General features: G+C 70.0%; 22 protein-coding genes. 8 read left to right on the top strand and 14 right to left on the bottom strand.

Annotated features, from left to right (window positions below; translation table 11 throughout):
• Positions 1-16 precede the first annotated feature (16 nt).
• Positions 17-823, bottom strand: coding sequence for an ABC transporter ATP-binding protein (locus ACFOWB_RS12590; protein ID WP_261402558.1), 807 nt, complete (start codon positions 821-823; stop codon positions 17-19).
• Positions 824-825: 2 nt separating this feature from the next.
• Entirely contained in the window at positions 826-1,971 is a 1,146-nt protein-coding gene (locus ACFOWB_RS12585; protein ID WP_261402557.1) for an MlaE family ABC transporter permease, read from the bottom strand.
• 114 nt (positions 1,972-2,085) lie between these two features.
• Here ACFOWB_RS12585 and dgcN point away from each other — a divergent pair, with 114 nt between their 5' ends.
• Positions 2,086-3,093: an N-acetyltransferase DgcN gene (gene dgcN / locus ACFOWB_RS12580; RefSeq protein WP_261402556.1), complete on the top strand. Its 1,008-nt coding sequence runs from the start codon at positions 2,086-2,088 to the stop codon at positions 3,091-3,093.
• A 169-nt stretch (positions 3,094-3,262) separates the two neighbouring features.
• Here the strand turns inward: dgcN and ACFOWB_RS12575 are convergent, their stop codons facing one another.
• On the bottom strand, positions 3,263-3,997 hold the full coding sequence (locus ACFOWB_RS12575; protein WP_261402555.1) for an alpha/beta hydrolase: 735 nt from the start codon (positions 3,995-3,997) through the stop codon (positions 3,263-3,265).
• 227 nt (positions 3,998-4,224) lie between these two features.
• On the opposite strand from ACFOWB_RS12575, the gene dgcA reads away from it, so the two are divergent.
• Together dgcA and ACFOWB_RS12565 are read left to right on the top strand one after the other, a co-directional pair.
• The gene (gene dgcA / locus ACFOWB_RS12570) at positions 4,225-5,214 is read left to right on the top strand and encodes an N-acetyl-D-Glu racemase DgcA (RefSeq protein ID WP_261402554.1); all 990 of its coding nucleotides are present in this window, start codon (positions 4,225-4,227) and stop codon (positions 5,212-5,214) included.
• Between the two features lie 96 nt (positions 5,215-5,310).
• Positions 5,311-5,874, top strand: a complete 564-nt coding sequence (locus ACFOWB_RS12565; RefSeq protein ID WP_261402553.1) for a hypothetical protein — start codon at positions 5,311-5,313, stop codon at positions 5,872-5,874.
• A gap of 10 nt (positions 5,875-5,884) precedes the next feature.
• On the opposite strand, the gene ACFOWB_RS12560 is transcribed toward ACFOWB_RS12565, so the two are convergent.
• On the bottom strand, positions 5,885-6,913 hold the full coding sequence (locus tag ACFOWB_RS12560) for a glycosyltransferase family 4 protein (protein ID WP_261402552.1): 1,029 nt from the start codon (positions 6,911-6,913) through the stop codon (positions 5,885-5,887).
• A gap of 53 nt (positions 6,914-6,966) precedes the next feature.
• Complete coding sequence (locus ACFOWB_RS12555) at positions 6,967-7,779, bottom strand: UDP-2,3-diacylglucosamine diphosphatase (protein WP_378147615.1); 813 nt, start codon at positions 7,777-7,779, stop codon at positions 6,967-6,969.
• A 224-nt stretch (positions 7,780-8,003) separates the two neighbouring features.
• Here ACFOWB_RS12555 and ACFOWB_RS12550 point away from each other — a divergent pair, with 224 nt between their 5' ends.
• On the top strand, positions 8,004-8,504 hold the full coding sequence (locus tag ACFOWB_RS12550) for a DUF2852 domain-containing protein (protein ID WP_261402551.1): 501 nt from the start codon (positions 8,004-8,006) through the stop codon (positions 8,502-8,504).
• A gap of 85 nt (positions 8,505-8,589) precedes the next feature.
• The gene (locus tag ACFOWB_RS12545; RefSeq protein WP_261402550.1) at positions 8,590-9,369 is read left to right on the top strand and encodes an SDR family oxidoreductase; all 780 of its coding nucleotides are present in this window, start codon (positions 8,590-8,592) and stop codon (positions 9,367-9,369) included.
• Positions 9,370-9,610: 241 nt separating this feature from the next.
• On the opposite strand, the gene ACFOWB_RS12540 is transcribed toward ACFOWB_RS12545, so the two are convergent.
• On the bottom strand, positions 9,611-10,921 hold the full coding sequence (locus ACFOWB_RS12540) for an OmpP1/FadL family transporter (RefSeq protein WP_378147612.1): 1,311 nt from the start codon (positions 10,919-10,921) through the stop codon (positions 9,611-9,613).
• Positions 10,922-11,215: 294 nt separating this feature from the next.
• Here ACFOWB_RS12540 and ACFOWB_RS12535 point away from each other — a divergent pair, with 294 nt between their 5' ends.
• From ACFOWB_RS12535 to ACFOWB_RS12525, 3 genes are all read left to right on the top strand, one after another.
• Complete coding sequence (locus ACFOWB_RS12535) at positions 11,216-12,112, top strand: fumarylacetoacetate hydrolase family protein (RefSeq protein ID WP_378148807.1); 897 nt, start codon at positions 11,216-11,218, stop codon at positions 12,110-12,112.
• 105 nt (positions 12,113-12,217) lie between these two features.
• Complete coding sequence (locus ACFOWB_RS12530) at positions 12,218-13,498, top strand: hypothetical protein (RefSeq protein ID WP_261402549.1); 1,281 nt, start codon at positions 12,218-12,220, stop codon at positions 13,496-13,498.
• The gene (locus ACFOWB_RS12525) at positions 13,495-13,983 is read left to right on the top strand and encodes a hypothetical protein (RefSeq protein ID WP_261402548.1); all 489 of its coding nucleotides are present in this window, start codon (positions 13,495-13,497) and stop codon (positions 13,981-13,983) included. Before ACFOWB_RS12530 ends, ACFOWB_RS12525 begins: the two co-directional genes overlap by 4 nt.
• Before the next feature lie 22 nt (positions 13,984-14,005).
• Here ACFOWB_RS12525 and otsB read toward each other — a convergent pair whose 3' ends face one another.
• From otsB to ACFOWB_RS12485, 8 genes are all read right to left on the bottom strand, one after another.
• Entirely contained in the window at positions 14,006-14,794 is a 789-nt protein-coding gene (otsB, locus tag ACFOWB_RS12520; RefSeq protein WP_378147609.1) for a trehalose-phosphatase, read from the bottom strand.
• Between the two features lie 159 nt (positions 14,795-14,953).
• Positions 14,954-16,042: a TRAP transporter substrate-binding protein gene (locus tag ACFOWB_RS12515; protein ID WP_378147607.1), complete on the bottom strand. Its 1,089-nt coding sequence runs from the start codon at positions 16,040-16,042 to the stop codon at positions 14,954-14,956.
• 370 nt (positions 16,043-16,412) lie between these two features.
• On the bottom strand, positions 16,413-17,501 hold the full coding sequence (locus tag ACFOWB_RS12510) for a TRAP transporter substrate-binding protein (protein WP_378147605.1): 1,089 nt from the start codon (positions 17,499-17,501) through the stop codon (positions 16,413-16,415).
• Positions 17,502-17,667: 166 nt separating this feature from the next.
• On the bottom strand, positions 17,668-18,918 hold the full coding sequence (locus ACFOWB_RS12505; protein ID WP_261402545.1) for a DUF1513 domain-containing protein: 1,251 nt from the start codon (positions 18,916-18,918) through the stop codon (positions 17,668-17,670).
• Between the two features lie 43 nt (positions 18,919-18,961).
• Positions 18,962-20,008: an imelysin family protein gene (locus ACFOWB_RS12500; RefSeq protein WP_378147602.1), complete on the bottom strand. Its 1,047-nt coding sequence runs from the start codon at positions 20,006-20,008 to the stop codon at positions 18,962-18,964.
• 17 nt (positions 20,009-20,025) lie between these two features.
• Positions 20,026-21,195 carry a di-heme oxidoredictase family protein gene (locus tag ACFOWB_RS12495; protein ID WP_378147600.1) on the bottom strand — a complete coding sequence of 390 codons (1,170 nt, stop codon included), beginning with the start codon at positions 21,193-21,195 and terminating at the stop codon, positions 20,026-20,028.
• 194 nt (positions 21,196-21,389) lie between these two features.
• The gene (locus ACFOWB_RS12490) at positions 21,390-22,865 is read right to left on the bottom strand and encodes a multicopper oxidase family protein (protein WP_261402542.1); all 1,476 of its coding nucleotides are present in this window, start codon (positions 22,863-22,865) and stop codon (positions 21,390-21,392) included.
• Positions 22,866-23,084: 219 nt separating this feature from the next.
• On the bottom strand, positions 23,085-24,371 hold the full coding sequence (locus tag ACFOWB_RS12485; RefSeq protein WP_261402541.1) for an imelysin family protein: 1,287 nt from the start codon (positions 24,369-24,371) through the stop codon (positions 23,085-23,087).
• Between the last annotated feature and the right edge of the window lie 130 nt (positions 24,372-24,501).

Below are 24,501 nucleotides of genomic sequence, written 5' to 3'. Positions count from 1 at the left end.
TTCTACTCTCCCACGCTCACGCCGCCGCGCCGATGCCGGCCGCGCGGGCCCGCTCGCCGCGGAAGTAGTCCTTCATCCACGGATCGTCGTTCTTCACCATCTCGGACATCGGCCCGACGGCGAGCAGCTTGCCGCCCTTGAGCGCCGCGATGCGGTCGCAGGCGGTGTTGAGGCTGTCGAGATCGTGCGTCACCATGTAGACGGTCAAGCCGAGCGTGTCCTTCAGCGTCATGATCAGGCGGTCGAAGGCGTTGGCGCCGATCGGGTCCAGGCCCGCGGTCGGCTCGTCGAGGAACACGATGTCGGGATCGAGCGACAGCGCTCTCGCGAGCGCCGCGCGCTTGATCATGCCGCCTGAAAGCTCGGAGGGGAAGCGGTCGGCCGCCTCCGGCTTCAGCCCCACGAGCTCGATCTTCAGCCGCGCGACGTCCTCGATCATCTTCGCGCCGAGGTCGGTGTGCTCGCGCAGGGGCATCGCGACGTTCTGGAGGACGGTGAGCGAGGAGAACAGCGCGCCCTGCTGGAACAGCACGCCCCAGCGCCGCTCGACCGAGAGCCGCTCCTTGGGCGTCGCCGCGTCCATGTCGACCCCGAACACCTCGACGGTCCCGGCCTTCTTCGGCAGCAGGCCGATGACGGCGCGCAGCGTCACCGACTTGCCCGCGCCCGAGGGGCCGACGACGCCGAGAATCTCGCCCTTGCGGACGTCGAGGTCGAAGCCGTCGATGACGTTGCGGTCGCCGAAGCCGACCACGAGGTCCTTCACCTTGATCACGAGCTCGGGCTCGTTTGCCGCGGCGGACGCCTCTTTGGGATCCATCATCGTCAGATCCCCATGCCGGCGAAGAACATGGCGAAGACGCCGTCGAGAACGATGACGACGAAGATCGCCTTCACGACCGAGGCCGTGGTGCGGGAGCCGAGCGATTCCGCCGAGCCCTCGACCTTCATGCCCTCGGTGCAGGCGATGAGGCCGATCACGATCGCCATGAACGGCGCCTTGATGAGCCCGACCATGAAGGTCTGCAGCGTCAGCGCGTCCTTGAGGCGCTGCAGGAAGGTGACCGGGGTGATGTCGCCATAGACCCAGGCCACCAGCCCGCCCCCGAGGAGCGCGGCCATCGAGGCGATGAAGGACAGCATCGGCAGCGCGATGACGAGCGCGACGAGGCGCGGAAGCGCCAGGATCTCGATCGAATCGAGCCCCATGGTCTTCAGCGCGTCGATCTCCTCGCGCATCTTCATCGAGCCGATCTCGGCGGTGAAGGCCGAGCCCGAGCGGCCCGCGATCATGATCGCGGTCAGCAGCACGCCGAGTTCGCGCAGCACCAGAATGCCGAGCAGGTCGACCACGAACAAAGTCGCGCCGAAGTTCTTGAGCTGGAAGATCGACTGCTGCGCGACGATTGCGCCGACCAGGAACGAGATCAGCGCGATGATCGGAACCGCGCCGACGCCGACCCGGTCGAGGTGGTGGATCGTCGAGGTGAAGCGGAATCGCCAGGGCGTGAGCGCGAGCCGGCCCGAGACCGCGACCACGGCGCCGAGGAAGCCAAGGCCGCGCGACACGTCGTCGCCGATCTCGCAGACGCTGCGGCCGATCCCCTCCACGAAGGCGACCGGCCAGATCGGCTTCTTGAGCGCGACCGGCGGCTCCTTGCCGTGCTCGCGCAGCGCCGTCATCAGGCGCTCGTGCTGCGGGCGGGCGTCGAAGAAATCCGACGAGGCTCCGGCGGCCTCGGCCGCGCCCCTCAGGCGTTCGAGCAGCAGGGCCCCGACGGTGTCGAGGCGTTCGATCTCGCCCATGTCGATCGCGACGCGCCGGCCCGACACGCCCGACAGGTCGAGTCGATCGATTCGGGTCTCCAGACCGTCGCCGGTCTGCGCCGTCCAGGGCCCGAGCGGCGTCAGCACGAGGCCTTCGTCGAAGGCCTCGACCTTCAGGTCGGCGACGTCTGTCTCAATGGCCACGCGGGATGAGGTCCGTGAACTCCGGTGCGAGCGAGCGGCTTGTCGGGGCAGATCGCGTCCTAATATTCAGTGCTTTAGAGGCCTGTCGAGGCGAAGCGGCATCGGAGACGCGCATTGGAGATCACGAAGCCCTACCTGTTGTTTCTGGGCGACGCCCCGGACCAGCTCGCGGCCAAGACGGCGTCGGGCGTTGTCGACTGGCGGCGCGACTGGTGCGTGGGCCAGATGCGGATGGAGGGTTGCGGGGCCGATGTCGGCCTCGAGGATCTCGACGTCGCCGGAGCGGTCGCGGCGGGAGCAAAGACCTTTGTGATCGGCGTCGTCAACGCCGGCGGCATGCTGCCCGACCATTGGGTCGACGTGATCGTCGAGGCGCTCGACTCGGGAATGGACGTCGCGAGCGGCCTCCACATGCGGCTCGGCGACATCCCGCGGGTGGCCGAGGCCGCGAAGGCCAACGGCCGGAGCCTGTTCGACGTCCGCCATTCGAGCGAGCGCTTCGCGACCGGCAAGGGCGCCAGGCGGCCGGGCAAGCGCATCCTCACGGTCGGCACAGATTGTTCGGTCGGCAAGAAATACGCAGCCCTCGCTCTCGAGGCCGAGATGCAGGCCCGCGGGCTCGACGCCGAATTCCGCGCGACGGGCCAGACCGGCGTGCTGATCGCCGGCCGGGGCGTGGCGATCGACGCGGTGGTGGCGGACTTCATCGCCGGCGCCGCCGAATGGCTGACGCCGGCGGCCGCCGAGGACCACTGGGACGTGGTGGAGGGCCAGGGCTCGTTGTTCCACCCCTCCTTCGCCGGCGTGACGCTCGGCCTGCTGCACGGCAGCCAGCCCGACGCCTTCGTGGTTTGCCACGAGCCGACCCGAACCAACATGCGCGGGGTCGCGACGCCCCTGCCCTCGATCGCGCAGGTGATCGAGGCGACGGTCTCGGCCGGGCGGCTCACCAATCCGGACATCCGCTGCGTCGGGATCGCGATCAACAGCTCCGCGCTCTCCGAAGACGAGGCCCGCGCGGTGATCGACAAGGCGGCGGCCGACCATGGCCTCCCGGCGACGGACCCGGTGCGCTTTGGCGCCGGGCCGATCGTGGACCGGCTGATCGCGGAGTTCGGCTGAGGTTTTGGAGCGGGCGGTCCGAACGACCACAGCCGTCATCCCGGCTTCATGCCGGGATCCAGAACCGAGACGGCGCGTGAGGTCGGCGACGTCGGCGCGTCTGGATCCCGGCTCTTCGGCCGGGATGACCGCCAACGTTCGGGGCGCCTTACCCTTACTCGTCGCTTCGTCAGCGTCCGCGCTCGAACGCGACGAGCGAGCGGAACACGCGGTCGAAATCGATCCCGATATGGTCGGCGCCTTCGAGGATCTCGAGGCGCTTCGGCTCGTTCGCGGCCGCAAGGAGCCGCCGCGCCTGCTCGGGCGCGATGAGCGTGTCCCGGTCGCCGTGAAGCATCAGGATCGGGGCCGAGACCTTGCGGATGTCAGCGAGCGAATCGAACCGCCCCCCAGCGAGAAGCCGCACCGGCAGGAACCAGTAGATCTCAGCCGCGACGTCGGTCACCGACGTGAAGGGCGAGATCAGCACAAGCGACCTGACGGAGTTGCGCGCCGCAAGATCCACCGCGACCCCGGAGCCGAGCGAGCGGCCCATCACCGTCACGCGCTCGGACGGAACGCGCTGCGTGAGGAAGGCGAGCGCGGCGTCGGCGTCCTTGTAGAGACCGGCCTCGGAGGGGGAGCCGGCGGAGCCGCCATAGCCGCGATAATTGACCCCGAGCACCGTGTAGCCGGCCTCCGCCAGAGCCCGGAAGAAGCCGGCATAAGGCGGCAGCGCGTCGGCGTTGCCGTAGAAATAGAGGATCGCCTTGTCGTTTTTCGCGGCCTCGTGCAGCCAGCCGACGAGATCGACGCCGTCGTCCGTGCGGAACGTCACGCGCTGGAAGTCGTCGAGCCCGAAGGCGGCCGGCGGCCCCATCTCGCCGCGCGGATGGAAGGTCAGGCGGTCCTGCGCCAGCACCATGAAGAGGCAGACGGCCGCGTAGATCGCGCCCAGTCCGATCAGGATCTTCCAGACGAGGGCGATGGCGAGACCTCCGGGTCGGACGGGTGGCGGCGACCATCGCCTCGCGGCGCGGAATTTTCCAGACCCGGAAGACGCCGCGATCGGGGTTCAGTCGCGCGGCCGCAGCCGGTAAGGCTTTCAGGCCGGGACGCGCCTGTCCCGAACCGAAGCGGACCCGGATCGCCATGCCCGTCGCCCTCTCCTGCCGCATCGAACGCTGGCCCGTCGCCGGAGCCTTCACGATCGCCCGCGGCGCCGTCACCGAAATCGTGACGGTGGTGGCGGAGCTTGCCGACGGCGCCCATCGCGGCCGCGGCGAGTGTCGGCCCTATCCGCGCTACGGCGAGACGCCGGAGGGCGTGAAGGCCGAGATCGACGCGCTCGCGGGCGAGATCGCCGCCGGGCTCGATCGCCCGGGCCTGCAGGCGCGACTTCACGCCGGCGCGGCGCGCAACGCGCTCGACTGCGCATTCTGGGATCTCGAGGCCAAGCGCGCCGGGACGAGCGTCGCGGCGCTCGCCGGCCTGCCGGAGCCGAAGCCGCTTGTCACCGCCTACACGCTCTCGCTCGGCGCTCCCGAAGCCATGGCGGAGGCCGCCGCCAAGGCGGCGTCGCGGCCGCTGCTCAAGGTGAAGCTCGGCGGAAGCGATGGCCGCGACCCCGAGCGGATCGCGGCGGTGCGAGCCGCCGCGCCCTCGGCCGAACTCATCGTCGACGCCAACGAAGGCTGGACGGGAGAAGCGCTCGCAACGAACCTTTCGGCCTGCGCAGCCGCGCGCGTGACGCTGGTCGAGCAGCCGCTTCCGGCCGACGACGACGAGATCCTCGCCCGGGTCGAACGCCCGATCGCGGTCTGCGCCGACGAGAGCGCGCATGACCGCGCGAGCCTCGCGCGCCTGATCGGGCGCTACGACGCCGTCAACCTCAAGCTCGACAAGACGGGCGGCCTCACCGAGGCGCTCGCCTTCGCGAAGGAGGCGCAGGACGCCGGTCTTTCGCTGATGGTCGGCTGCATGCTGGCCTCCTCGCTCGCCATGGCGCCCGCGGTCCTCGTCGCGCAGACAGCGAGCGTGGTCGACCTCGACGGCCCGCTTTTGCTCGCGCGCGATCGGGAGCACGGCCTCGTCTATGACGGCAGCCTGATGAGCCCGCCGGACCCAAAGCTCTGGGGATGACGGCCGCGCGCAGCCCGCAAGGCTTTTGCCGCGGCGGGGATGGGCCTTAGATGGGCGAGCGCCTTGCGGATGATTCCGCGGCCTGAGGTTCGTCCCATGTCTTCGCCGCCGGCGCTGTCTCTGGAGGACTACGACGAGATCGCCTCCGCGGTGATGGAGACCGAGCGCGGGCGCTGGTTCCTCGCCGAGTTCGCCCGCCGCAACCGCGCCGCCGACACGGCCGCGGTGCTGGAGGCGCTGGCGGCGGTCGAAGCGCGGCTCTCGGGCCGGACGGCGTCCGCCCCCGAAGCCGAGGAGGCCGCCCGCCGGGTCGCCTCCGCGCTCGAGACCGCCACGCAGGTCCGCGCATCGCTGAAAAACACCGATGCCGACGCAGTGGAGGGCCTGCGGGCCGTCGAAGACGACCTGACGAAGGCGCTGCGCGCGCTCGGCGCGCCGCAGGCGGCCGCGCTCGTCGCCCTCGCCGCGCCCGGGGTCGCCGAACCCGCGAAGACCGTCGAGCCTCCCGCCGAGCCTCGCATCGACCGCCCGGCCGAGCGACCGGCGCCGGCCGCGCCGCCCCGGGCCGCGAGCGCCTGGCGCGAACCGCCGCCTCCGGTCCGTCCCCGGCCCCTGCTCGATCGGCTTTCGGCCGCCGAAAAGGCGATCCTGTTCGCCTGAACCCTGCGCCTCAGGCCGATCGGCGGCGCGCGCGCAGCTCCATGGCGCTCGCGACGTTCTCCACGAAGACGCGGGCGGCGTCCGCCCAGCCGTGATGGAGCGCGAAGGCGCGCGCCTTGTCCTTCGGCAGGTCGAGGGCTGCGAGCGCGGCCGCGCGCAGATCCTCGTCGAGCGCGCCGACGCCGGAGCCCGCCAGGATGTCGACCGGCCCGGTGACGGGGAACGCGGCCACGGGCAGGCCGCTCGCCAGCGCCTCCAGGATCACGATGCCGAAGGTGTCGGTGCGGCTCGGGAACACGAAGACGTCGCAGGACGAATAGGCCTCGGCGAGCGCCTCGCCCTCGAGCGAGCCGGTGAAGTGCGCGTCCGGAAACGCCGCCTCGAGGTCGCGCCGGGCCGGCCCGTCGCCGACCACGACCTTCGATCCCGGCAGGTCGAGCGCGAGGAACCCCTCGATGTTCTTCTCGGTCGCGACGCGGCCAACATAGAGGAAGATCGGCCGCGGCAGCTTCAGCACGTCGACGCCCGGACGCGGCCGGAAGCGGTCGGCGTCGACGCCCCGCCCCCAGAACATCAGGCGCTGGAAGCCGCGCGCCGACAGTTCGTCGGAGAGCGAGCGCGTCGCCACCATCATGCCGTCGCCGGCGTTGTGGAACCGCCGCAGCCAGGCGTAGGTCCAGCGCTCCGGCACCGGCGCGCGCCGCCGCAGATATTCGGGAAAGCGCGTGTGGTAGCTCGTGGTGAAGCCGATCCCCGCCTTGAGGCAGGCGCGCCGCGCCGCGATGCCGAGCGGCCCCTCGGTCGAGATGTGGACGTTGTCGGGCCGCGCCTCGGCGATCATCCGCGACACCACCGAGGTGCGCGCGAGCGACAGGCGGATCTCCGGATAGGTCGGCATCGGCACGGTGCGGAAGCGCTGCGGGGTCAGCAGGTCGATCTGCGCCCCATAGGCCGGGGCGTGCTCCACGAGGTGCTCGATCGTGCGCACGACGCCGTTCACCTGCGGACGCCAGGCGTCGGTCACAACCAGCACCCGCATGGGATTTCTTCTGCTCCGGTCATCTGCGCGCCGGGATCCCCGGCGCGGGGCCGTCAGGCCGCGGCGTGGACGCCCTCGGCGCGCTTGGCCTCGAAATCGACGATCGGGGAGATCTGTCGCTCGCCCCAGCGGATGAGCTCCAGCCGCCCGTCGTCATGTTCGGCGATCGCGGTGCAACTTTCCACCCAGTCGCCGCAGTTCACATAGGCCACGCCGTTCATGTCGTGCATGGCGGCGTGGTGGATGTGGCCGCAGATCACGCCGTCGACCTCGTGCTTCTTGGCCTCCTGCGAGAGCGAGGCCTCGAACTGGCCGATGAAGTTCACGGCGTTCTTCACCTTGAGCTTCGCCCAGGCCGACAGCGACCAGTAGCTGAGGCCGAGCTTGCGCCGCACATAGCTCACATAGGTGTTGACGACGAGCGCGGTCTCGTAGGCCCAATCGCCGAGGAAGGCCAGCCAGCGCGCATGACGCACCACCATGTCGAAGATGTCGCCGTGGATGACGAGGTAGCGCTTGCCGTCGGCGGTCTCGTGGATCGCGGTCTCGGCCACTTCGACGCCGCCGAAATGCGTGCCGTAGTAGTTGCGCAGGAACTCGTCGTGGTTTCCGGGCACATAGACGATGCGCGCGCCCTTGCGGCCCTTGCGCAGCAGCTTCTGCACGACGTCGTTGTGGGCCTGCGGCCAGTACCAGCCGTCCTTCAGCCGCCATCCGTCGATGATGTCGCCGACGAGATAGATCGTGTCGGCGTCGTTCTCTCTCAGGAAATCCAGCAACATCTCGGCCTGGCACCCCTTGGTGCCGAGATGGACGTCCGAGATGAACAGCGTGCGGTAGCGACGCGTCTCTGGCTCGTTCGTCAACAGCGCTCCCTCCGATCGCCCCCGTCAGCTCGCGGATAGTTGAGATTCGTCTCGCCCATATGACGCACCGCGTCATGGATCCCTGTGGACATGGGGCGTTGACGCTCTCGGGGCCAGCGCAAGCGCCTCGCTCTCTTGAAGCGCGGTCGCGCCGTCGCCAAATGGCAACAGACCCCGGGCTTTTCCCCCGACGCCCGCGGGCCTCGAAGGAGACCCAGACCCCAATGACCCAGAACCCTCCGATCGACGAAGGCTCGGCCATCCCGGGCGTGCCGCACCGCTGGACGGCGCTGACGATCGCGCTGACCGCGATCGGGTTCGTCGTGTTTTGGCCGCTTGGCCTCGCGATGCTCGTCTATGTGCTTTGGGGCGAGCGCATCCTCGCCGAGGCGCGCAGCGAAAGCGGGATCGCGGCCAAGGTGAAACGGGCGACCGAAGACCTCGGCCGAACCTTCCGCGAGGAGTTCCGTCCCCGCGGCGCGGCCGACGCCGCCGGCGGCGCGAGCCGCGGCTCCTGCGGCTTCGGCGCGTTCAAGCGCACCGGCAACGCCCAGTTCGACGCCTGGCGCGACGCCGAGCTTCGCCGCCTCGACGAGGAGCGCCGCAAGCTCGACGAGACGACGGCCGCCTTCGAGGCGCATCTGCGCGCCGAGCGCGGCGCCCATGACGACAGCCGCCAGCGGGAGGAGTTCGACCGCTTCATGTCCGGCCGCCATCAGGGCTGACGCGGAGCCGAACCGCGCTTAAGACCGGGCCGGTCCTTTTCGAGGGACCGGCCTTTTTTCGTGATCGACTGGGAAGGACTTGACCATGGACCTCGGCATCGCCGGCCGCACCGCGATCGTCTGCGCCTCCTCCAAGGGGCTCGGACGCGGCTGCGCCGAGGCGCTTGCGGCGGAAGGCGCCCGCGTCGTCATCAACGGCCGCGACGCCGCGCGGCTCGAAACGGTCGCCGAGGAGATCCGCCGCATGACTGGCGCCGAGGTGATCGCGGTCGCAGGCGACGTCGCGACGGCCGCGGGCCAGGACGCGCTTCTCGCCGCGGCTCCCTCCCCCGACATCCTCGTCAACAACAACGCCGGCCCGCCCCGCAAGGATTTTCGCGAGCTCTCGCGGGACGCCATGCTCGCCGGCGTGGTCGCCAACATGGTGACGCCCATCGAGCTCATTCAGCGTGTGATCGACGGCATGGCCGAACGCGGCTTCGGCCGCATCGTCAACATCACCTCGGCCTCGGTGAAGGCCCCGATCGTCGGGCTCGATCTCTCGAGCGGCGCGCGTGCGGGGCTGACCGCCTTCCTCGCCGGCGTCGCCCGCACGGTCGCGGACAAGAACGTGACCATCAACAACGTGCTGCCGGGCATGTTCGACACCGACCGGCTGCGCGGCGGCTTTCCGGCCGAGGCCAAGCTCAAGGGCGTCACGCCGGAGGAGGTCGCAAACGCGCGAATGGCGGGCGTTCCGGCCAAGCGCTTCGGCACGCCGGAGGAGTTCGGCCAGCTCTGCGCCTTCCTGTGCTCGGCGCAGGCCGGCTATCTCACCGGCCAGAACTTCCTGATCGACGGCGGCAATTTTCCGGGCGCGTTCTGACGCCGCGACAAGACCGAGCTCGCGCGTCGGCGTCATGCCCGGCGGAGCCGGGCGTCCACGACTTCCCAGGATCGTCAGGCGCCACGCCAAGTCGTGGATACCCGCGTGAAGACGCAGGCATAACGGCCTCGCCGCCTCGCCCCGAAACGAAAAGGTGCCGGCCTCCCCCAAGGCCGACCCCTTCGAACCGCGCGCGGCGCGGCGAGGCGTTCTTTCGAACGCCTCAGTGCGTGATTGCGCCTCAGTACTTGGTGACGAGCGCCGCCGGGGCTTCGCCGCCGAACTTGTAGCGGACCGCCGCCGAGACGATGTGCACGTCGGACTTCGCCTTGCCCTGGAGCCCCGGGGCACCCACGAGCGGGTCCGGCGCGATGTCGATCTTCGACTTGCCCGGCACGAACACGTAGGAGTAGCCAAGGTCGAAGGACAGCTTTTCGCTGTAATTGTAGCTGCCGCCGGCCGAGAGCCACCAGCGATTGTCGTCGGGCAGGCGCACGTCGCGGTTCTTGGTGCTGATCGGCGACCACTCGTAGCCGACGCCGCCGCGCACCGTCAGGTCCGGCGAATAGGCGTATTCGAGGCCGCCAGAGACGAAGTAGCCGTCGTCATAGTTGAACGGCAGAGTCTGGATCGTGCCGAGGCCGCCGGTCTTCACGTTGACGGTCTTGAGGCGGCTCCAGTTGGTCCATTCGAAGCCGCCGAGGGCGGTGAGCTCGTTTGTCAGCTTCTGGCGGATGCCGAAGGTCACGACTTCGGGCAGCTTCACCTTGGCCTTGACGTCGAAGTCCGCCGGCAGCGGCGGGTTCGGGCCGTAGAGCTTGCCGTCGAGCGTGTGCGAGACCGAGGAGCGGAAGCCGACGCCGATGCTGGTGCCTTCCATCGGCTCGATGGTCATGCCGGCCGTGAAGCCGACGCCGATGTCGTCGCCCTTGAGCGTCGCGGAGCCCGCGCCCGGAAGCACGGCGTCACCGGGAACGCCGTTGCCCACGGCGCGCTTCAGGCGGATGTCGAACCACTGGATCTGGACGCCGCCGGCGATCGACAACCAGTCGGTCAGCTGGACGCCGACCGTCGGGGTCGCGTTGATCGAGCGGACGCGCGAGTTGCGCGCATAGATCTGGCCGCCCCAGTTGCTCTTCGGATCGGTGGCGAGGCCGAACGGCGTGTTGATCGAGAGGCCGAGCACCACCGTGTCGGACACGCGATAGGCGCTGTAGCCCGAGGTCAGCGCCGCGACCTTGCCGATGTTGCCGCTGTCGCCGAAGGCCCCGAGCGCGCTCGTGACGTCGATGGTGGAGTCCGGGACGATCACCGAAACGTGCTGCTCGCCCTGGAAATGCTCGACCTGGTTGATGACGGCCGGGTTCCAGAACATGCCGGAGATGGAGTCGCCGCCGCCGGCCGCCATGCCGGCGAACGACATGCCCTGCCCGACCGCGCTCTGCTCGCGCGGCGCGAAGGCGCCGGCGAAGGCCGTCGAGGAGGCGCACAGGGCGCAGAGCGCGACCGCGCCTGACGACAGAATGACGCGACGCTTCAGATTCACCGACATTGTGGTTTCCCGACCCCCGGCTCGGCGTCCCCGTCCCCCGACGCGCCATGCCTTGTTTGACGGCTCCGATTCGACGAAGCCTTGAGCCCGAGGGTGCATGGGCGCCGCGGCCGCCGCAACAATGTCGACGCATTTCGTCGCAGTTTCGCCCAAAGCGTGGCGCTCGCGCACCAGTGGCGGGAGGCTCTAGATCGTTAGCCGCGCTCGTCAAAGGCGGCGCGCCGTCATATCGCTACGTCGCTGCCGCTCGGCCTCGACGCCAGGCGCGACAAGAAACGCAAAGGGATGACGATCATGAAGCTGGTGCGGTTCGGAGAGGCGGGCGCGGAGCGTCCCGGGTTGATCGACGCCGAGGGCAAGGTGCGCGACCTCAGCGGCGTCATTCCCGACGTCGCGGGCGCGGCGCTGACCTCGGCCGGTCTGAAGCGCATCCGCGACCACGACCCGGCCTCGCTGCCGCTCGCGCCCGAGGGCGCGCGGCTCGGCGCCTGCGTCGGGGGCGTACGCAACTTCATCGGCGTCGGCCTGAACTTCGCCGACCACGCGGCCGAGACCGGCCTGCGCGTGCCGCGCGAGCCCATCCTGTTCAACAAGGCTCCGAACTGCATCGTCGGGCCGGAAGACGACGTCATCCTCCCCAAGACCCACGAGAAGGTCGACTGGGAGGTCGAGATCGCCTTCGTGATCGGCGACCGGGCCCAGAACGTCGCCGAGGAGGACGCGCTCTCACACATCGCGGGCGTGTGCGTCTGCAACGACGTCACCGAGCGCCACTTCCAGACCGAACGCTCCGGTCAGTGGACCAAGGGCAAGGGCTGCCCGACCTTCGGCCCGCTCGGGCCGTGGCTCGTCACGCTCGACGAGGCCGGCGACCTCGACAATCTCGACATGTGGCTCGATCTCAACGGCCGCCGGATGCAGAACGGCTCGACCTCGACCATGATCTTCCGGATCCCGTATCTGCTCAGCTACATCTCGAGCTTCATGACGCTCGATCCGGGCGACGTCGTCACCACCGGCACCCCGCCCGGCGTCGGCATGGCGATGGACCCTCCGGTGTTCCTGAAGCCCGGCGACGTGATGCGGCTCGGGGTCCAGGGCCTCGGCGAACAGTCGCAGACCGTGGTCGGCTACCGGCCCGACGACGGCCGCGCCTCGGCCTATCGGACAGGGTTCGACATCGCGCGCTGACCACAACCCTTGGTTTGTCGTTCAATCGTCACGCCGCCGGTCCATAGGCTCGCAACCCTCGCCCACCCTGCTTCCGACGCAGGCGGCGTCTGACAGGAGCGTCGCATGGCCCGTATCAAGATCGGCGAGAACCAGACCCGCACCGAGCGCCTGGACATGGAGGCCGACGACGCGCTGCGCGTGCGCGGCGTGTTCTCCGTATCCGACGAGGACGAGACGGTCCGGTTCGAACAGCCGACCGACGGCGCGACGATCGTGAACTACGGCGTCATGGAGAACCTCGCCGAGGAAGGCCGGGTGATCGTGTTCGACGAGGAGGTGGGCGACAGCCTCACCGCCGAGATCGTGAACTATGGCGAGATGTCCTCTGAGGACGACGCCGTGAAGATCGACAGCGGCGACCTCGTCTCCGGCGAGCTCGCGATCCGCAACGGCGAGGACGGGCTGATCCGGTCCGACATCGGCCAGGGCCTCGACCTCGCCGACGCCAGCGGCGACTTCCGCAGCCTCGTCCACAACCTCGGCGTCATCTCCTCGGGCGAGAACGACGGCGTGAAGATCGGCGGCGTCGGCCGCGTCGTGAACGAGGGTCGGATCTCCGGCGGCGACGACAAGGGCTATTCGGACGGCGCCGACGGCGTGTCGTTCGAGGACGACGCCAAGGGCGTGGTCGTCAACTCCGGCCGGATCGAGGGCGACCGTCACGGCGTCGACGCCGGCGAAGGCTCCATCATCAAGGTGACCAACAAGGCCGGCGGCGTCATCGTCGGCCACAACGGCTCCGGCGTCGGCTCGGACGGCTCCGGAACCGTGGTCAATTACGGCACGATCATCGGCGCGTTCTCCGACTCCGAAGGCTCCGACACGCATGGCAGCGAGGTCGGCGAGGAGGACGGCGGCGGGCCGGACGGGATCAATGACGGCGACGGCGACGGCGTCGACATCGATTTCGACGCCCACATCTTCAACTACGGCGTGATCAAGGGCACGGGCTCGGGCGGAACCGGCTCCGACGGCCTGCCCAACACCTCCGAGGGCATCGCGGCCGGCGGCGGCGAGATCTACAATTTCGACGGCGCGAAGATCACCGGCGCGGACGTCGGCATCCTGATCGACGACAGCTCGCAGGGCGGCGGCACCTTCGAGACGCGCATCGAGAACGACGGCCTGATCAAGGGCGGCACGGGCTTGGCGATCAAGATCGTGGGCGAACAGGACGACGTGATCGTCAACAGCGGCAAGATCGTCGGCGGCGACGGCGTCGCGATCGATCTCGGCGGCGGCGACGACCGGCTCAAGGTCCTCGACGGCTCGAAGATCGTCGGGACGCCGAGGGCGGCGACGGCGGCGACCGGCTCGACTACAGCGATTTTTCGAAGGGCGTGACGGTCAATCTCGACACCGGCAAGGCGACCGGGACCGGCGGCGTCGAGGGCTTCGAGACCGTGCGCGGCTCCGAGCATGACGACCGGCTCGTCGGCGACTCCGGCGCGAACAAGCTCGTGGGCGGCGCCGGCGACGACGTGCTGGTCAGCCGCGGCGGCGCCGACACGCTGATCGGCGGCGACGGCGACGACACGTTCCGCTTCCGCGACGGCGAAGGCGGCGACATCGTCATCATCGAGGACTTCACGGCCGGCCAGGACAAGATCGCGCTCGGCTCGAAGTTCGGCCTAGAGCAGGGCGACCTTTCCGAAAGCGCCTTCACGATCGGCACGGAGGCCAAGGACTCCTCCGACCGCCTGATCTACGACGCCAAGACCGGCAAGCTGTTCTTCGACGCCGACGGCGCGGGCGGCGAGGACGCGGTGCTGATCGCCAAGCTCAAGCCCGGCCTCGACTTCGACTACGACGACGTCGTCATCTCCTGACGCCGCCCCTGCGGCGGCCGGCTCAGTCGGCCGCCGCCAGCTCCGCGAGCCAGGCGCGCATCGCCGCCGGATCGGGCGCCGCATAGGCCGCGACCGATGGCCGGGCGACCTCGCCCACCAGGATCGCGGCGCCGCCGAGCGCGGCGGCCGCCTCGAAGGCGAACTCGTCCGTGAGGTCGTCGCCGCAGACGAGCGGCGTCCGGCCCGCGAAGGGCGGCTGCTCCATCAGCGCGCGCAACGCCGCGCCCTTGTCGATGCCGCGCGGACGCACCTCCACCACCATCTTGCCGGGCTGCAGCTCATGCTCGGGCGCGAGCTTTTCGACGAGGTCGCCGACATGGTCGCGCACCTCGCCCTCGCGCTCGGGGCTGGCGCGGAAATGCACCGCGGCCGAAGCCCCCTTGTCTTCGAGCGTGAGGCCCGGGCGCTGGTCGACGAAAGCGCCGAGAGCCGCCGTGAGGCGCTGCGGAAGATCCCCGGCTCCCGCCGCCGCCCTGCCCCCGCCCCGGCGACGCAGCTCCGCGCCATGGAGCGCGGCCGCGGGCAGGCGCAGCGGCGCAAGGATGCGGTCGACGTCGGCGAGTTCGCGGCCCGTGATCACCGCGAGCGCCCCGCCGAGCCGCTCGGACAATACGGCGATGGCCGCGCGCGTCTCGGCCGGCAGCGACACCGCGCCCGGGGTCGCGGCGAGGTCGAGAACCGTGCCGTCGAGATCGAGGAACAGCGCGAGGCCATCGGGATATCCCGTCGGACGCGCGGGCGGCGAAGCGCGGACGGGCGTCTCGCTCGTCGCTGCGGATAGACGAGCCATGGCGACGCTCCCTCGCTACGAATGCTCTTTTGTTTGAGCGCGAGATAGGGGCGGGCCGCCCCCGCGGCAAGGCCGGAAGGCCCTCGTTCCGCAAGCGAAAACGAAAGGGCCCGGCGTCGCCGCCGGGCCCTTCGCGCGAAACGTGCGTCGCGGCGAAGATCAGCCGCGGCTCTGCATCTGCGCCATGAAGCTGTCGAACGGCAGCTCGGCCACGCGGAACCACATCACCTCCTCGTTGCGGAAGGCGGTCTGGCTCTCGTGGATCTTCTTGAAGTGCTCGTTCTTGGCGTAGAGCTCGGCGTAGATGTCCTGGCTCGCCTTGTAGGCCGCCTCCATGATGTCGCGGGAATACGGCCGCAGCTTCACCCCCGACGCCACGATCTCGCGCAGCGCCTTGGGGTTCTGGTTGTCGTATTTCGCGAGCATCGTCTCGTTGGCGATCGCGGCCGCGCCCTTGGCGATGTTCTTGTAGATCGGCGGCAGCTCCTCCCACTTCACCTTGTTGATGAAGAGGTGGATGCAGGGGCCGCCCTCCCACCAGCCGGGATACATGTAGTTCTTCGCGACCTGGTTGAAGCCGAGCTTCAGGTCGTCATAGGGACCGATCCATTCGGCGGCGTCGATCACGCCCTTCTCGAGCGAGGGGTAGATGTCGCCGGCCACGATCTGCTGCGGCACCGCGCCGAGCCGCGCCATCGTCTGCCCCGCGAGGCCCGCGATGCGCATCTTCACGCCCTTGAGGTCGTCGAGCTTGGTGACCTCCTTGCGGAACCAGCCGCCCATCTGCGCGCCGGTGTTGCCGCAGGGCAGGTTGACGATGTTGTGGAGCGCATAGAACTCGTCGAGCAGTTCGCGCCCGCCGGAGCGCAGCCAGGCGTTCATCTGGCGCGCGTTCGGGCCGAACGGCACCGCGGTGCCGAGCGCGAAGGTCGGGTCCTTGCCGACATAGTAATACGAGCAGGTGTGGCAGGCCTCGACCGTGCCGTTGGTGACCGCGTTCGCGGCCTCGAGCCCGGGCACCAGCTCGCCCGCGGCGAACACCTGCGCGGTGAAATTGCCGTCGGTCATGTCGGAGATCGCCTTGGCGAAGGTCTCGCCGCCGCCGTAGATCGTGTCGAGCGACTTCGGGAAGCTCGAGGCGATGCGCCATTTCACCTTCGGCATCGACTGCGCGATCGCCGGGGCCGCGAGCCCGGCCGCGCCCGCGGCGCCGACAGCCGCGCTCGTCAGAAACTTGCGTCGTTCCATGGTGGTCTTCCCTCTTGGACACGGCTTGCGCCGGCGCGGACTTATGTCCGTTGTCGCCGCAGCGTTTTTCGCCGCGGCCTGTCTTGCGAGGGCATCGTAACCGGGGACCTGCGACCGGCAAGCACAACTCTTAGGCAGAGAAATCGAGCCGGGACACGCCTGCGGCGGGAGCCCTAAGGACCGCGCCACACACGAAAACGCCCGCGGACAAGCCGCGGGCGTGATCTCAATCAGCGTTCAGACGCCACGGTCAGCCGTCGTCATGCCCGGCGGAGCCGGGTATCCACGACTTGCTGGGAGCGTAGAGCGCTACGCCCAAGTCGTGGATGCCCGCGAATGCGGGCATGACGGCGTGTTTCCGACGCGAATCTCAGCCGCGGCTCTGCATCTGCGCCATGAACGAGTCGAACGGCAGCTCCGCCACGCGGAACCACAGGATCTCCTCGTTGCGGAACGCCTGCTGGTTCTCGTGGATCTTCTTGAAGGCCTCGTTCTTGGTGTAGAGGTCCGCGTAGATCTCCTGGCTCGCCTTGTAGGCCGCCTCCATCACGTCGCGCGGGAACGGCTTCAGCTTGACGCCCGAGGCCACGATCTCGCGCAGAGCCTTCGGGTTCTGGGCGTCGTACTTGGCGATCATCTGCTCGTTGGCGATCGAGGCCGCGCCCTTCACCATCGCCTTGTAGGCCGGCGACAGCTCGTTCCACTTGTTGTTGTTGATGAAGAGGTGGACCGCGAGGCTCCCCTCCCACCAGCCCGGATACATGTAGTTCTTGGCGATCTGGTAGAAGCCAAGCTTGTGGTCGTCATACGGCCCGATCCATTCGGCCGCGTCGATCACGCCCTTTTCGAGCGAGGGATAGATGTCGCCGCCGGCGATCTGCTGCGGCACGACGCCGAGCTTGGCCATGGTCTGGCCGGCGAGGCCCGCGATGCGCATCTTGACGCCCTTGAGGTCGTCGAGATTGTTGATCTCCTTGCGCCACCAGCCGCCCATCTGGGCGCCCGTGCCGCCGCAGGGCAGGCCGACGAAGTTATGCTTGGCGTAGAACTCGTCCATGAGTTCGTTGCCGCCGGTGCGCTGCCAGGCGTTGAGGTGGCGGCTGTTCAGGCCGAACGGCACCACGGAGCCGAGCGCGAAGGTCGGGTCCTTGCCGACGTAGTAGTACGAGCAGGTGTGGCAGGCCTCGACCGTGCCGTTGGTGACCGCGTTGGCGGCTTCCAGGCCCGGCACGATTTCGCCCGCGGCGAAGACCTGCGCGACGAAGTTGCCGTCGGACATCTCGCCCAGCGCCTTCGAGAACACCTCGGCGCCGCCGTAGATGGTGTCGAGCGACTTCGGGAAGCTCGAGGTGATGCGCCAGCGGATCTTGGGCTGGGACTGCGCGATCGCGGGGGCCGCGAGCGCGGTCGCGCCGGCGGCGCCGACTGCGGCGGTCGTGAGGAATTTGCGGCGTTCCATGAACTTGTCTCCCTGAGCGACGCCTTTGCCGGCGCGCTTCGCCGCTCTGACGACCTGCCGAATGGTCAAGTCCCCGCAAGGTGATGTTGCGGAAGGCGGCAAGGCGAAGAGGTAGAAGACTCCTGTCCCGCGAGCAAGCGCCGGATGCGACCGTCGCGGGTTCGTGTCAGACGAAATTCGCCCGGGACGCCAGATGGTTGTCCCAACGCAGGCGGCTCGCCCGGCGGGCCGTGATCGCGACGCCGCTCTCATGCGCTGCGATGCGCAGCGCCTCGCCGAGCCCGGTCGCGGCGACGAAGCCGCCGGTCGTCCCGTCGGCCGCCACCGCGCAGCAGTCCGGCGCGGGCACGAGGCCCAGACACTCGTCGGTCTCCAGGTCGAACACGCCGACGACGCCGCCGACCGGCCCGGAGGCCGCGAGATAGCGGCCCGAGGCGTCGAGCGAGAGCTGTCCCACATAGCCGCCGAAGCGCGCCGCGAGCCCGTAGTCGACCTCGAGGAAGCGCAGTCTTTCGCCCTCGACGCGCGCCACGAGCGGCAGGTCGCGCGCGCCTTTCGCCGTGTCCTGCGCGCCGACGATGACGCCGCCGCCGGGCGTCGCGACGAGATGGCGGAGCGAGAGCGTCTCCATGCCGTCCTCGAGCGCCGCGACGCTCTCCGCTGCGCCGGTCCCGGCATGGAGCAGCGCGACGTTGGAGCGGGCGGTCGTGCGACCGAGCGCGGCGACGCCGGGCTCGGACTTCGGCTCCTTCGCGCCGTTCGCGACCGCCACGAGGCCGCCGGCGCCGATCAGCTCATGCGGACCGACCCCGGCCGAGGCGAATTCGGCGCGCGGTTGGTAGCCGCCCGCGACGTCGCGCAGGACCACGACGCCCTCGCCCGTCTCGAAATCGATCTCGGCGGTCATGAACGTCACGCCGTCGCGCGAATAGTCGCCGTGGCCGGAAAAGCGGCGCCCCTCGGTGGCGTCGAACGACGCCCGGAGGGTTTCGCCCGCCCCGTCGAGCACGAAGGCGACGTCCTGCGGGCGTCGGCCGACCGCCACCGCCTCGCGCCCGTCCGGCCGCGGGGTGAGCGCATGGACTCGCAAGGCGAGCCCGGCGCCGGCGCGTTCGGAGAGTTCGCCGTCGAGAGCTGCCGCATGGAAGGCGCCGTCCGGGCCGATGGCGGAGCCGAGAACCGCCGGGGCGTCGGCTCTGGCGAGTCGCGACAGTCCGACAAGGGTCGCGGCGCCGAGCGTCGCAAGCGCCTGGCGGCGCGTCAGGGAGAGATGCGCGTGGCCGAAGCCGACTGCGTGCTTCGAGACGGCGCTGCGCGCCTCCTCAGCATGAGGGAGGTTTGGACGTCTCAGAGCCTTCCCGGCCTCAGTTCCATCACCGCCCCTCTCACCTTCCTCATGCTGAGGAGCCGTCCGCAAGGACGGCGTCTCGAAGCACGCAGTTCCTTTCCGCTCCACCGCCTCAATCCCCGTCGAGCGCGTTGAAGCCGAGCGGCACGCCGAGCGCGGGCGCGAGCTTCTGGACGACGTCGGTCTGCGCGGCCTTGAAGCTCGCGACCGCGGCCTCGATCGCCTTGCGGCGCTTCGGCTCGGTCGCCGCCTCGCCGAGGTCGTCCGGCAGCTTCGCGGCCGAAGCCTGGGCCGCCGCGAACGCCTTGGCGTCGGCAGCCGCGAGATCGACGGGCGCAGCGGCGGCGAAGACCCTGGCGAGGTCCGCGACGCTCGCCATCGTCACCCGGATCGCGCGCGCCGAGCGGCCCGAGCGCCAGCCCTCCGCGGCCTTGGCGCGCGCGGCGTCCGCGCTCGATCCCAGAACCGGCAGCAGCTTGACGTCGTTCACCCGCTGCACGCCGCCGGCGAGATCCGTCATCAGCCGGGCGGCGGCTTGCGCCGGATCGGCGAAGCTCAGCGGGTCGCCCTCCCCGCGCTTCAGCCGCGCGAGCGGGCCGGTCTCGGCCTTCCATTCGGTCACGACGTCGGCCGCGATCCCGGACAGGTTTTTGGCGATCGCGACGCCGACCCGGCAACGCGCCGCGGCCTCGCCCTCGGCCGGCTCGTAGAGCACGCGCTCGAGCGCAGGAAACCCCTGCGCCGCGACGCTCACCCCGCGCACCGTCTCGGGCGAGAGGTCGCCGTCCCTGGCCTTGGCGGTGAGTTCGGCGAGCGCCTTCGCCACCGTGTTGCGGCGGTCCGGCCCGAAGAACACCCGGTCGGGCCGCAGCGAGGTGGCGATCGGCCCGGTGGTGACGAACTCGACCGCCGCCCAGCCGTCGGCCGCCGTCTGATAGGCCTCGCGCAGCGCGCCAAGATCGGGCGCGAAGTCGCCGTCCGCGCAGGCCTTCGTCCAGGCGTCAGTCTGCGCGGCCGTCGCTTTGGCGAAAGCCTCGTAGCGCGGCACGATCACGGTCTCGATCGCCTTCACGGCGAGCGGTCCGGGCTCGGGCGTCTTGGCGAGAGCCGGTCCGGCGGGCGCGAGCAGCGCAAGCGTTGCGGCGAGACTGCGCGCCATCATCCGGCTCTCCATCGTCAAAGCCCGCTCACATAGGCGACGAGCGCGTCGCGCTCGCCTTTGGGCAGCGCGTCGAAGCGGCTTCGCGCGCCGGAAGCCTCGCCGCCATGCCAGCGCACGGCTTCCGCGACGTCGCCCGCCCGCGCGTCATGCATCAGCCCGGATCCTTGCGCCAGCGCGCGCGACAGGCCCCAGAGCGGCGCGGTGCGCCACTCCCGGCTCGTCGCCGCGCCCTCGCCGGCGCCGTCGTCGAGATCCTCGCCCATGTCGTGGAGCAGGAGATCGGTGAAGGCCCGCGCCTCGCCGCCGCCGTCGAGCGCAAGGCTCGGCGCATGGCAGGCGGCGCATCCCACGGCGGCGAACGTCTTGGCGCCCCTCGTCGTCGCCGGCGCGGGCGGCGCAGGGCGGCGCTCGAGAAAGGCGACGAGCCCCGCCATCAGCGCCGGCGCGACTTCGGGCTCGCCGTCCTGCGAGCCCTGCGGCGCGAAGCGGCAGGCGGTCTGCGCGTCCGTGCAGTCGCCAGCGGGATCGGGGCGGAGGTCGCTCGAGAGCCCGAGATCGAGCGCGAAGGCGGCGGCGGCCTGCGCATGGAGCGTCGGCTCCGAGGCCTTCCAGCCGAAGCGGCCGATTTCGCCCGAGGCGAGCCGCGCCACGCGGCCGGAGACGCCGTCGCCGTTGCGGTCGTCGGGATCCTCGCGCTTGAGGATCTCGGCCTCGCTCACCCTCGCCAGCAGCCCGATCCCGGCGAGCGACGGCGCGACGCGGGGCGAGGCGTGGGTTTCCGCAGAGAGCGCGCCGTAGCCGAGATCCTCGACGCTCCAGCGCGGCCGCGGCGGCATGCCGTGCGCCGCCGGATCGAAGCGGACCGCCGCCCGCCCCTCGCCGGCCGCGCCCGAAAGCCCCGCCGGCTGCAGCTGCGCGCCATAGGTCGGGTCGGGCGTTCCGGATGCGTCGCCGAAGCGGATCACGAGGCCCGGATGCCCTGCCGGATCGTCGCGGCCGAGCCGGAAGGTCGTCCGTCCGCCGCTCCCTGCATGGCACGAGGCGCAGGAGCGCGCGGCGTAGAGCGGGCCGAGCCCGTCGGCGCTTTTGGTCGAGGCGGGTGCCTGGACCCAGAGCCGGTCGAACGTCGCCTTGCCGATCGCGACGTCGAGGTCGCGGGCGGCCGCGGGGGCGGCGCACGTCATGGAAGCGATAAGGACGAGGATCGCCGCGCTGCTCCCCTCCCCCTTGCGGGGAGGGGTCGGGGGTCGCTCAGTATGAGGTGGAGCGACAGACGCAGCCTTAAGCGCGACGGCGGCGCTCGATCCTGAACCACCCCCACCCTCACCCTCCCCGCAAGCAGGAGGGAACAGAGAGGTCGCGCTTCGGCCCCGCTCCATCACGCGACCTTCACATAGCCCATCATGCCCGTCTCCTGATGCTCGATCAGGTGGCAGTGGACCATCCAATCGCCGGGCCGGTCGGCGACGAACGCGATGGTGATGCGGTCCTTCGGCGTCAGCAGAACCGTGTCGGCGAAATGCTCGGGCGTGTCCGCGCGCGTCGATTTCAGCACCTTGAACGTGAAGCCGTGCAGATGGATCGGGTGCACGTGCGGCGTCTCGTTGGTGAGCTCGGCGACGTAAGTCCGCCCTTCCCGCAGGGTGAAGAGCGGCGGCGGCACGCGGGAATGGTCGCCCGCAGGCCAGCTTTCGCGGTTGATGCTCCAGTTCACCGTCTCGGACGCGCAGAGGCTGTCGAGCAGCGCCTGGTCGAGCGCGTCGCCGCCCTCCGCCGCCGCCGCGAGCTTCGACTTGCCGCCCGTGGCGGTGGCGAAGGCGAAGGAGAGTCTTCCGGCGCCCTTCAGCTTCGGCTCGGGGATCGCGCCGCGCGACAGCGGCGCCGGGTCGAACGCGCGCGCGGACCTGCCCTCGCCTTCGCCCGCAAAGGTCGCCAGCGTCACGGGCTTGGCCGAGAAATAGTCGACGAGCCTCCCGGTCGCGCCCGGGGCGGGCGCGCGGACCACCACGTCGATCCGCATCGCGGGGCCGAGCCGCCAGTCGGTCAGCGGGAACGGCGCGACGGGCGCGCCGTCGATCGCGACGACCGCGGCCTCCATGCCTTCGAACGACAGGTCGCCGACCCGGGTGGAGTCGAGATTGAGCAGGCGCAGCCGGCAGTCGCCGCCGGCCGGCAGCTTGATCGTGGGCGCCTGCTCGCCGTTGACGCTCCGCACCGTGCCGAAGGTGCCGGCGCGCAGCATGCCGCGGGTCGTCGTGAAGGGCAGCCAGTCGCCGCTCGGCTCGTCGAGCCGCCAGTCCTTCAGCACCAGCACGAGGTCGGCGTCGTAAGGCCTGGTCTCGTCGCCATCGACGATCATCACGCCCGCAAGTCCCCGGCCGAGCTGGGAGACGGTGTCGCAATGGGGGTGGAACCAGAAGGTGCCGGCGTCCGGCGGCGTGAAGCGATAGGCGTGGCGCTCGCCGGGCTTCACCGGCGGCTGGGTGAGATAGGGCACGCCGTCCTGGTCGTTCGGGATCCGCAGCCCGTGCCAGTGGATGGAGGTGTGCTCGGGCAGGCGGTTCTCGAAGTCGACGGCGAGCGTCTCGCCCTGTCTCAGGCGAACGAGGCGAAACAGCTCGTCCCCATAGGTCCAGAGGCGGCTTTCGGGGCCGCCCCGCCCGAGCAGTCTTGCGGGACGTTCGGCGGCGACGAGCGAGACGGGCTTTTCGCCGGTGACGGGCTTGAGGGTCCGGGGCGGCAGCGGTTTGGGAGCCGGTCCCTTGGCGAAGCCCCGCGGCGAAAGCAGCGCGGCGCCCGCGACCGCAAGGCCGCCGCCGAGAAGAGTTCTGCGGGAAACGCCAAGACGCGACATCACAACCAGCCGCCACCACCTTGTCCCGGCCTTGAGCCGGGACCCAGAGCCGACACCATTTCACTCAAGTCCGCGTCCGCCTCTTCGAGAAGAGGTATCGGTTCTGGGTCCCGGCTCAAGGCCGGGACACAAGCGCGGCGTTTTTGGCGCCATGACCTGAAAACGGCCCCGGATCGCAGGCGCATGGCCCGCGATCCGGGACGACGGTTTCCGACGCGCTTACTGCGTGACCTTCTCCGGCGCGTCGAGGCTGTCGGAGCCCTCGACGGTGATCTTCACGCCGAGCTTGGCCACCACCGCCTCGACGCCGCGGGTCTGGGCCACGAGCGCGTCGATCACGTCCTGCACCGCCTTGTTGCCCTCGGCGTTGCCCTCGCCGATCATCTGGTCGTAGGCCATGCCGCTGTCGGCCTTGTCCTTCATGGCCTGCGCCTTGGAGAGCGTCTCGGAGAACAGGTCGGTGAGCTTCTCGGCCTGCTCGGGCGCCTTGGCCTCGGCGTAGGCCTTGATCGAGGGGCCCTCGACCACCGTTCCGACGAGGCGCTTGTAGCGGCCCCGCCAGATCTCCGACATGCCGACGATGTTGTAGTAGTGCGAGTTGTGCGTGTTGTCCGAGAAGCAGTCGTGCTCCTCTTCCGGATCATGCAGGATGAGGCCGAGCTTCATCCGCTCGCCGCCGAGCTCGCCATAGGAGAGGCTGCCGAGGCCGGTGAAGATCGGGGCGAGCGCCGACGGCCCCTTCTTCTTCATGAGCGCCGTCCGGGCCTTGCCCTTGGCCTCCCAGGCCTTCTCCATGTTTGCGAGATCGTCGACCAGCATGCCGGTGACGACGCGCAGATAGTCGGCGCGGCGGTCGCAATTGCCGTGGGTGCAGGCCGCCCCTTGCGCATAGTCGGTGGCCGGACGATTGCCGGCGCCGGGGCCCGTGCCGTTCAGGTCCTGCCCCCAGAGCAGGAACTCGACGGCGTGGTAGCCGATCGCGACATTGGCCTCGACCTCGCCCACTTCCTGAAGCGAGTTCAGGAGCTTGGCGGTGATCTTCGTGGCGTCGACCGTCTTGCGGCCGACCTTGAGCTTGGGGTTCGCGATGACGTTCGCGGCGTAATAGGGGTTCTCGTCGGAGCTGTCGCCGTATTTGGGGTCGACATAGTCGATCAGGCCCTCGTCGAGCGGCCAGGCGTTCACCCGGCCCTCGAGATCGTCCATCGCCTTGTTGCCGAAGCGGTAGGCCTCCGTCTGCTGATAGGCGGGGCGGGCGTCGATCCAGGCCTTGCGGGCGTCGGCGAGCGTGGCGTCGGTCGGATCCTTCAGCAGCGCGTCGACCTTGGCCTGCAGTGCCTTCGCGCCGATCACCGCGTCGCCATACATTGCCTGCGCGACGTCGGCGTAGGTCTTCAGCACGTCCTTGGGCGCAGGCGCCTTGGCCTCCTCCTCGGCGAAGGCGGGCGCGGCGAGCATCGCGCACAGGCCGGCCGCGCCGAGCGCGGCGATCCATCTGGCGGTCATGATCTTCTTGTCTCCTCCGGCGCCCGCGCGACGCCGCGCGGGACACGTCAGGCCGGACGGAACGCTTCGATCACGATCCTGTCAATTCACGCCTAAGAGCCTTTGACCGAACGGCTTTTTCGCCCTCGTC

This window comes from Chenggangzhangella methanolivorans (assembly GCF_042648545.1).
In the GTDB taxonomy this organism is placed as follows: Bacteria; Pseudomonadota; Alphaproteobacteria; order Rhizobiales; family Methylopilaceae; genus Methylopila; species Methylopila methanolivorans.
Note: the sequence above shows the minus strand (reverse complement) of the source record. Positions and strands in the feature narration are given on the sequence as shown.

What these genes read in the sequence shown, in the direction of transcription:
- ACFOWB_RS12540 (WP_378147612.1), bottom strand. Translation starts at nt 10,921, where the DNA reads ATGTCGGTGAATCTGAAGCGTCGCGTCATTCTGTCGTCAGGCGCGGTC.
- ACFOWB_RS12515 (WP_378147607.1), bottom strand. Translation starts at nt 16,042, where the DNA reads ATGGAACGACGCAAGTTTCTGACGAGCGCGGCTGTCGGCGCCGCGGGC.
- ACFOWB_RS12500 (WP_378147602.1), bottom strand. Translation starts at nt 20,008, where the DNA reads ATGGCGCGCAGTCTCGCCGCAACGCTTGCGCTGCTCGCGCCCGCCGGA.
- ACFOWB_RS12490 (WP_261402542.1), bottom strand. Translation starts at nt 22,865, where the DNA reads ATGTCGCGTCTTGGCGTTTCCCGCAGAACTCTTCTCGGCGGCGGCCTT.
- dgcA (WP_261402554.1), top strand. Translation starts at nt 4,225, where the DNA reads ATGCCCGTCGCCCTCTCCTGCCGCATCGAACGCTGGCCCGTCGCCGGA.
- ACFOWB_RS12560 (WP_261402552.1), bottom strand. Translation starts at nt 6,913, where the DNA reads ATGCGGGTGCTGGTTGTGACCGACGCCTGGCGTCCGCAGGTGAACGGC.
- ACFOWB_RS12590 (WP_261402558.1), bottom strand. Translation starts at nt 823, where the DNA reads ATGATGGATCCCAAAGAGGCGTCCGCCGCGGCAAACGAGCCCGAGCTC.
- ACFOWB_RS12550 (WP_261402551.1), top strand. Translation starts at nt 8,004, where the DNA reads ATGACCCAGAACCCTCCGATCGACGAAGGCTCGGCCATCCCGGGCGTG.
- ACFOWB_RS12495 (WP_378147600.1), bottom strand. Translation starts at nt 21,195, where the DNA reads ATGACGTGCGCCGCCCCCGCGGCCGCCCGCGACCTCGACGTCGCGATC.
- ACFOWB_RS12545 (WP_261402550.1), top strand. Translation starts at nt 8,590, where the DNA reads ATGGACCTCGGCATCGCCGGCCGCACCGCGATCGTCTGCGCCTCCTCC.
- ACFOWB_RS12510 (WP_378147605.1), bottom strand. Translation starts at nt 17,501, where the DNA reads ATGGAACGCCGCAAATTCCTCACGACCGCCGCAGTCGGCGCCGCCGGC.
- otsB (WP_378147609.1), bottom strand. Translation starts at nt 14,794, where the DNA reads ATGGCTCGTCTATCCGCAGCGACGAGCGAGACGCCCGTCCGCGCTTCG.
- ACFOWB_RS12575 (WP_261402555.1), bottom strand. Translation starts at nt 3,997, where the DNA reads ATGGTGCTGGCGCAGGACCGCCTGACCTTCCATCCGCGCGGCGAGATG.
- ACFOWB_RS12565 (WP_261402553.1), top strand. Translation starts at nt 5,311, where the DNA reads ATGTCTTCGCCGCCGGCGCTGTCTCTGGAGGACTACGACGAGATCGCC.
- ACFOWB_RS12535 (WP_378148807.1), top strand. Translation starts at nt 11,216, where the DNA reads ATGAAGCTGGTGCGGTTCGGAGAGGCGGGCGCGGAGCGTCCCGGGTTG.
- ACFOWB_RS12485 (WP_261402541.1), bottom strand. Translation starts at nt 24,371, where the DNA reads ATGACCGCCAGATGGATCGCCGCGCTCGGCGCGGCCGGCCTGTGCGCG.
- ACFOWB_RS12530 (WP_261402549.1), top strand. Translation starts at nt 12,218, where the DNA reads ATGGCCCGTATCAAGATCGGCGAGAACCAGACCCGCACCGAGCGCCTG.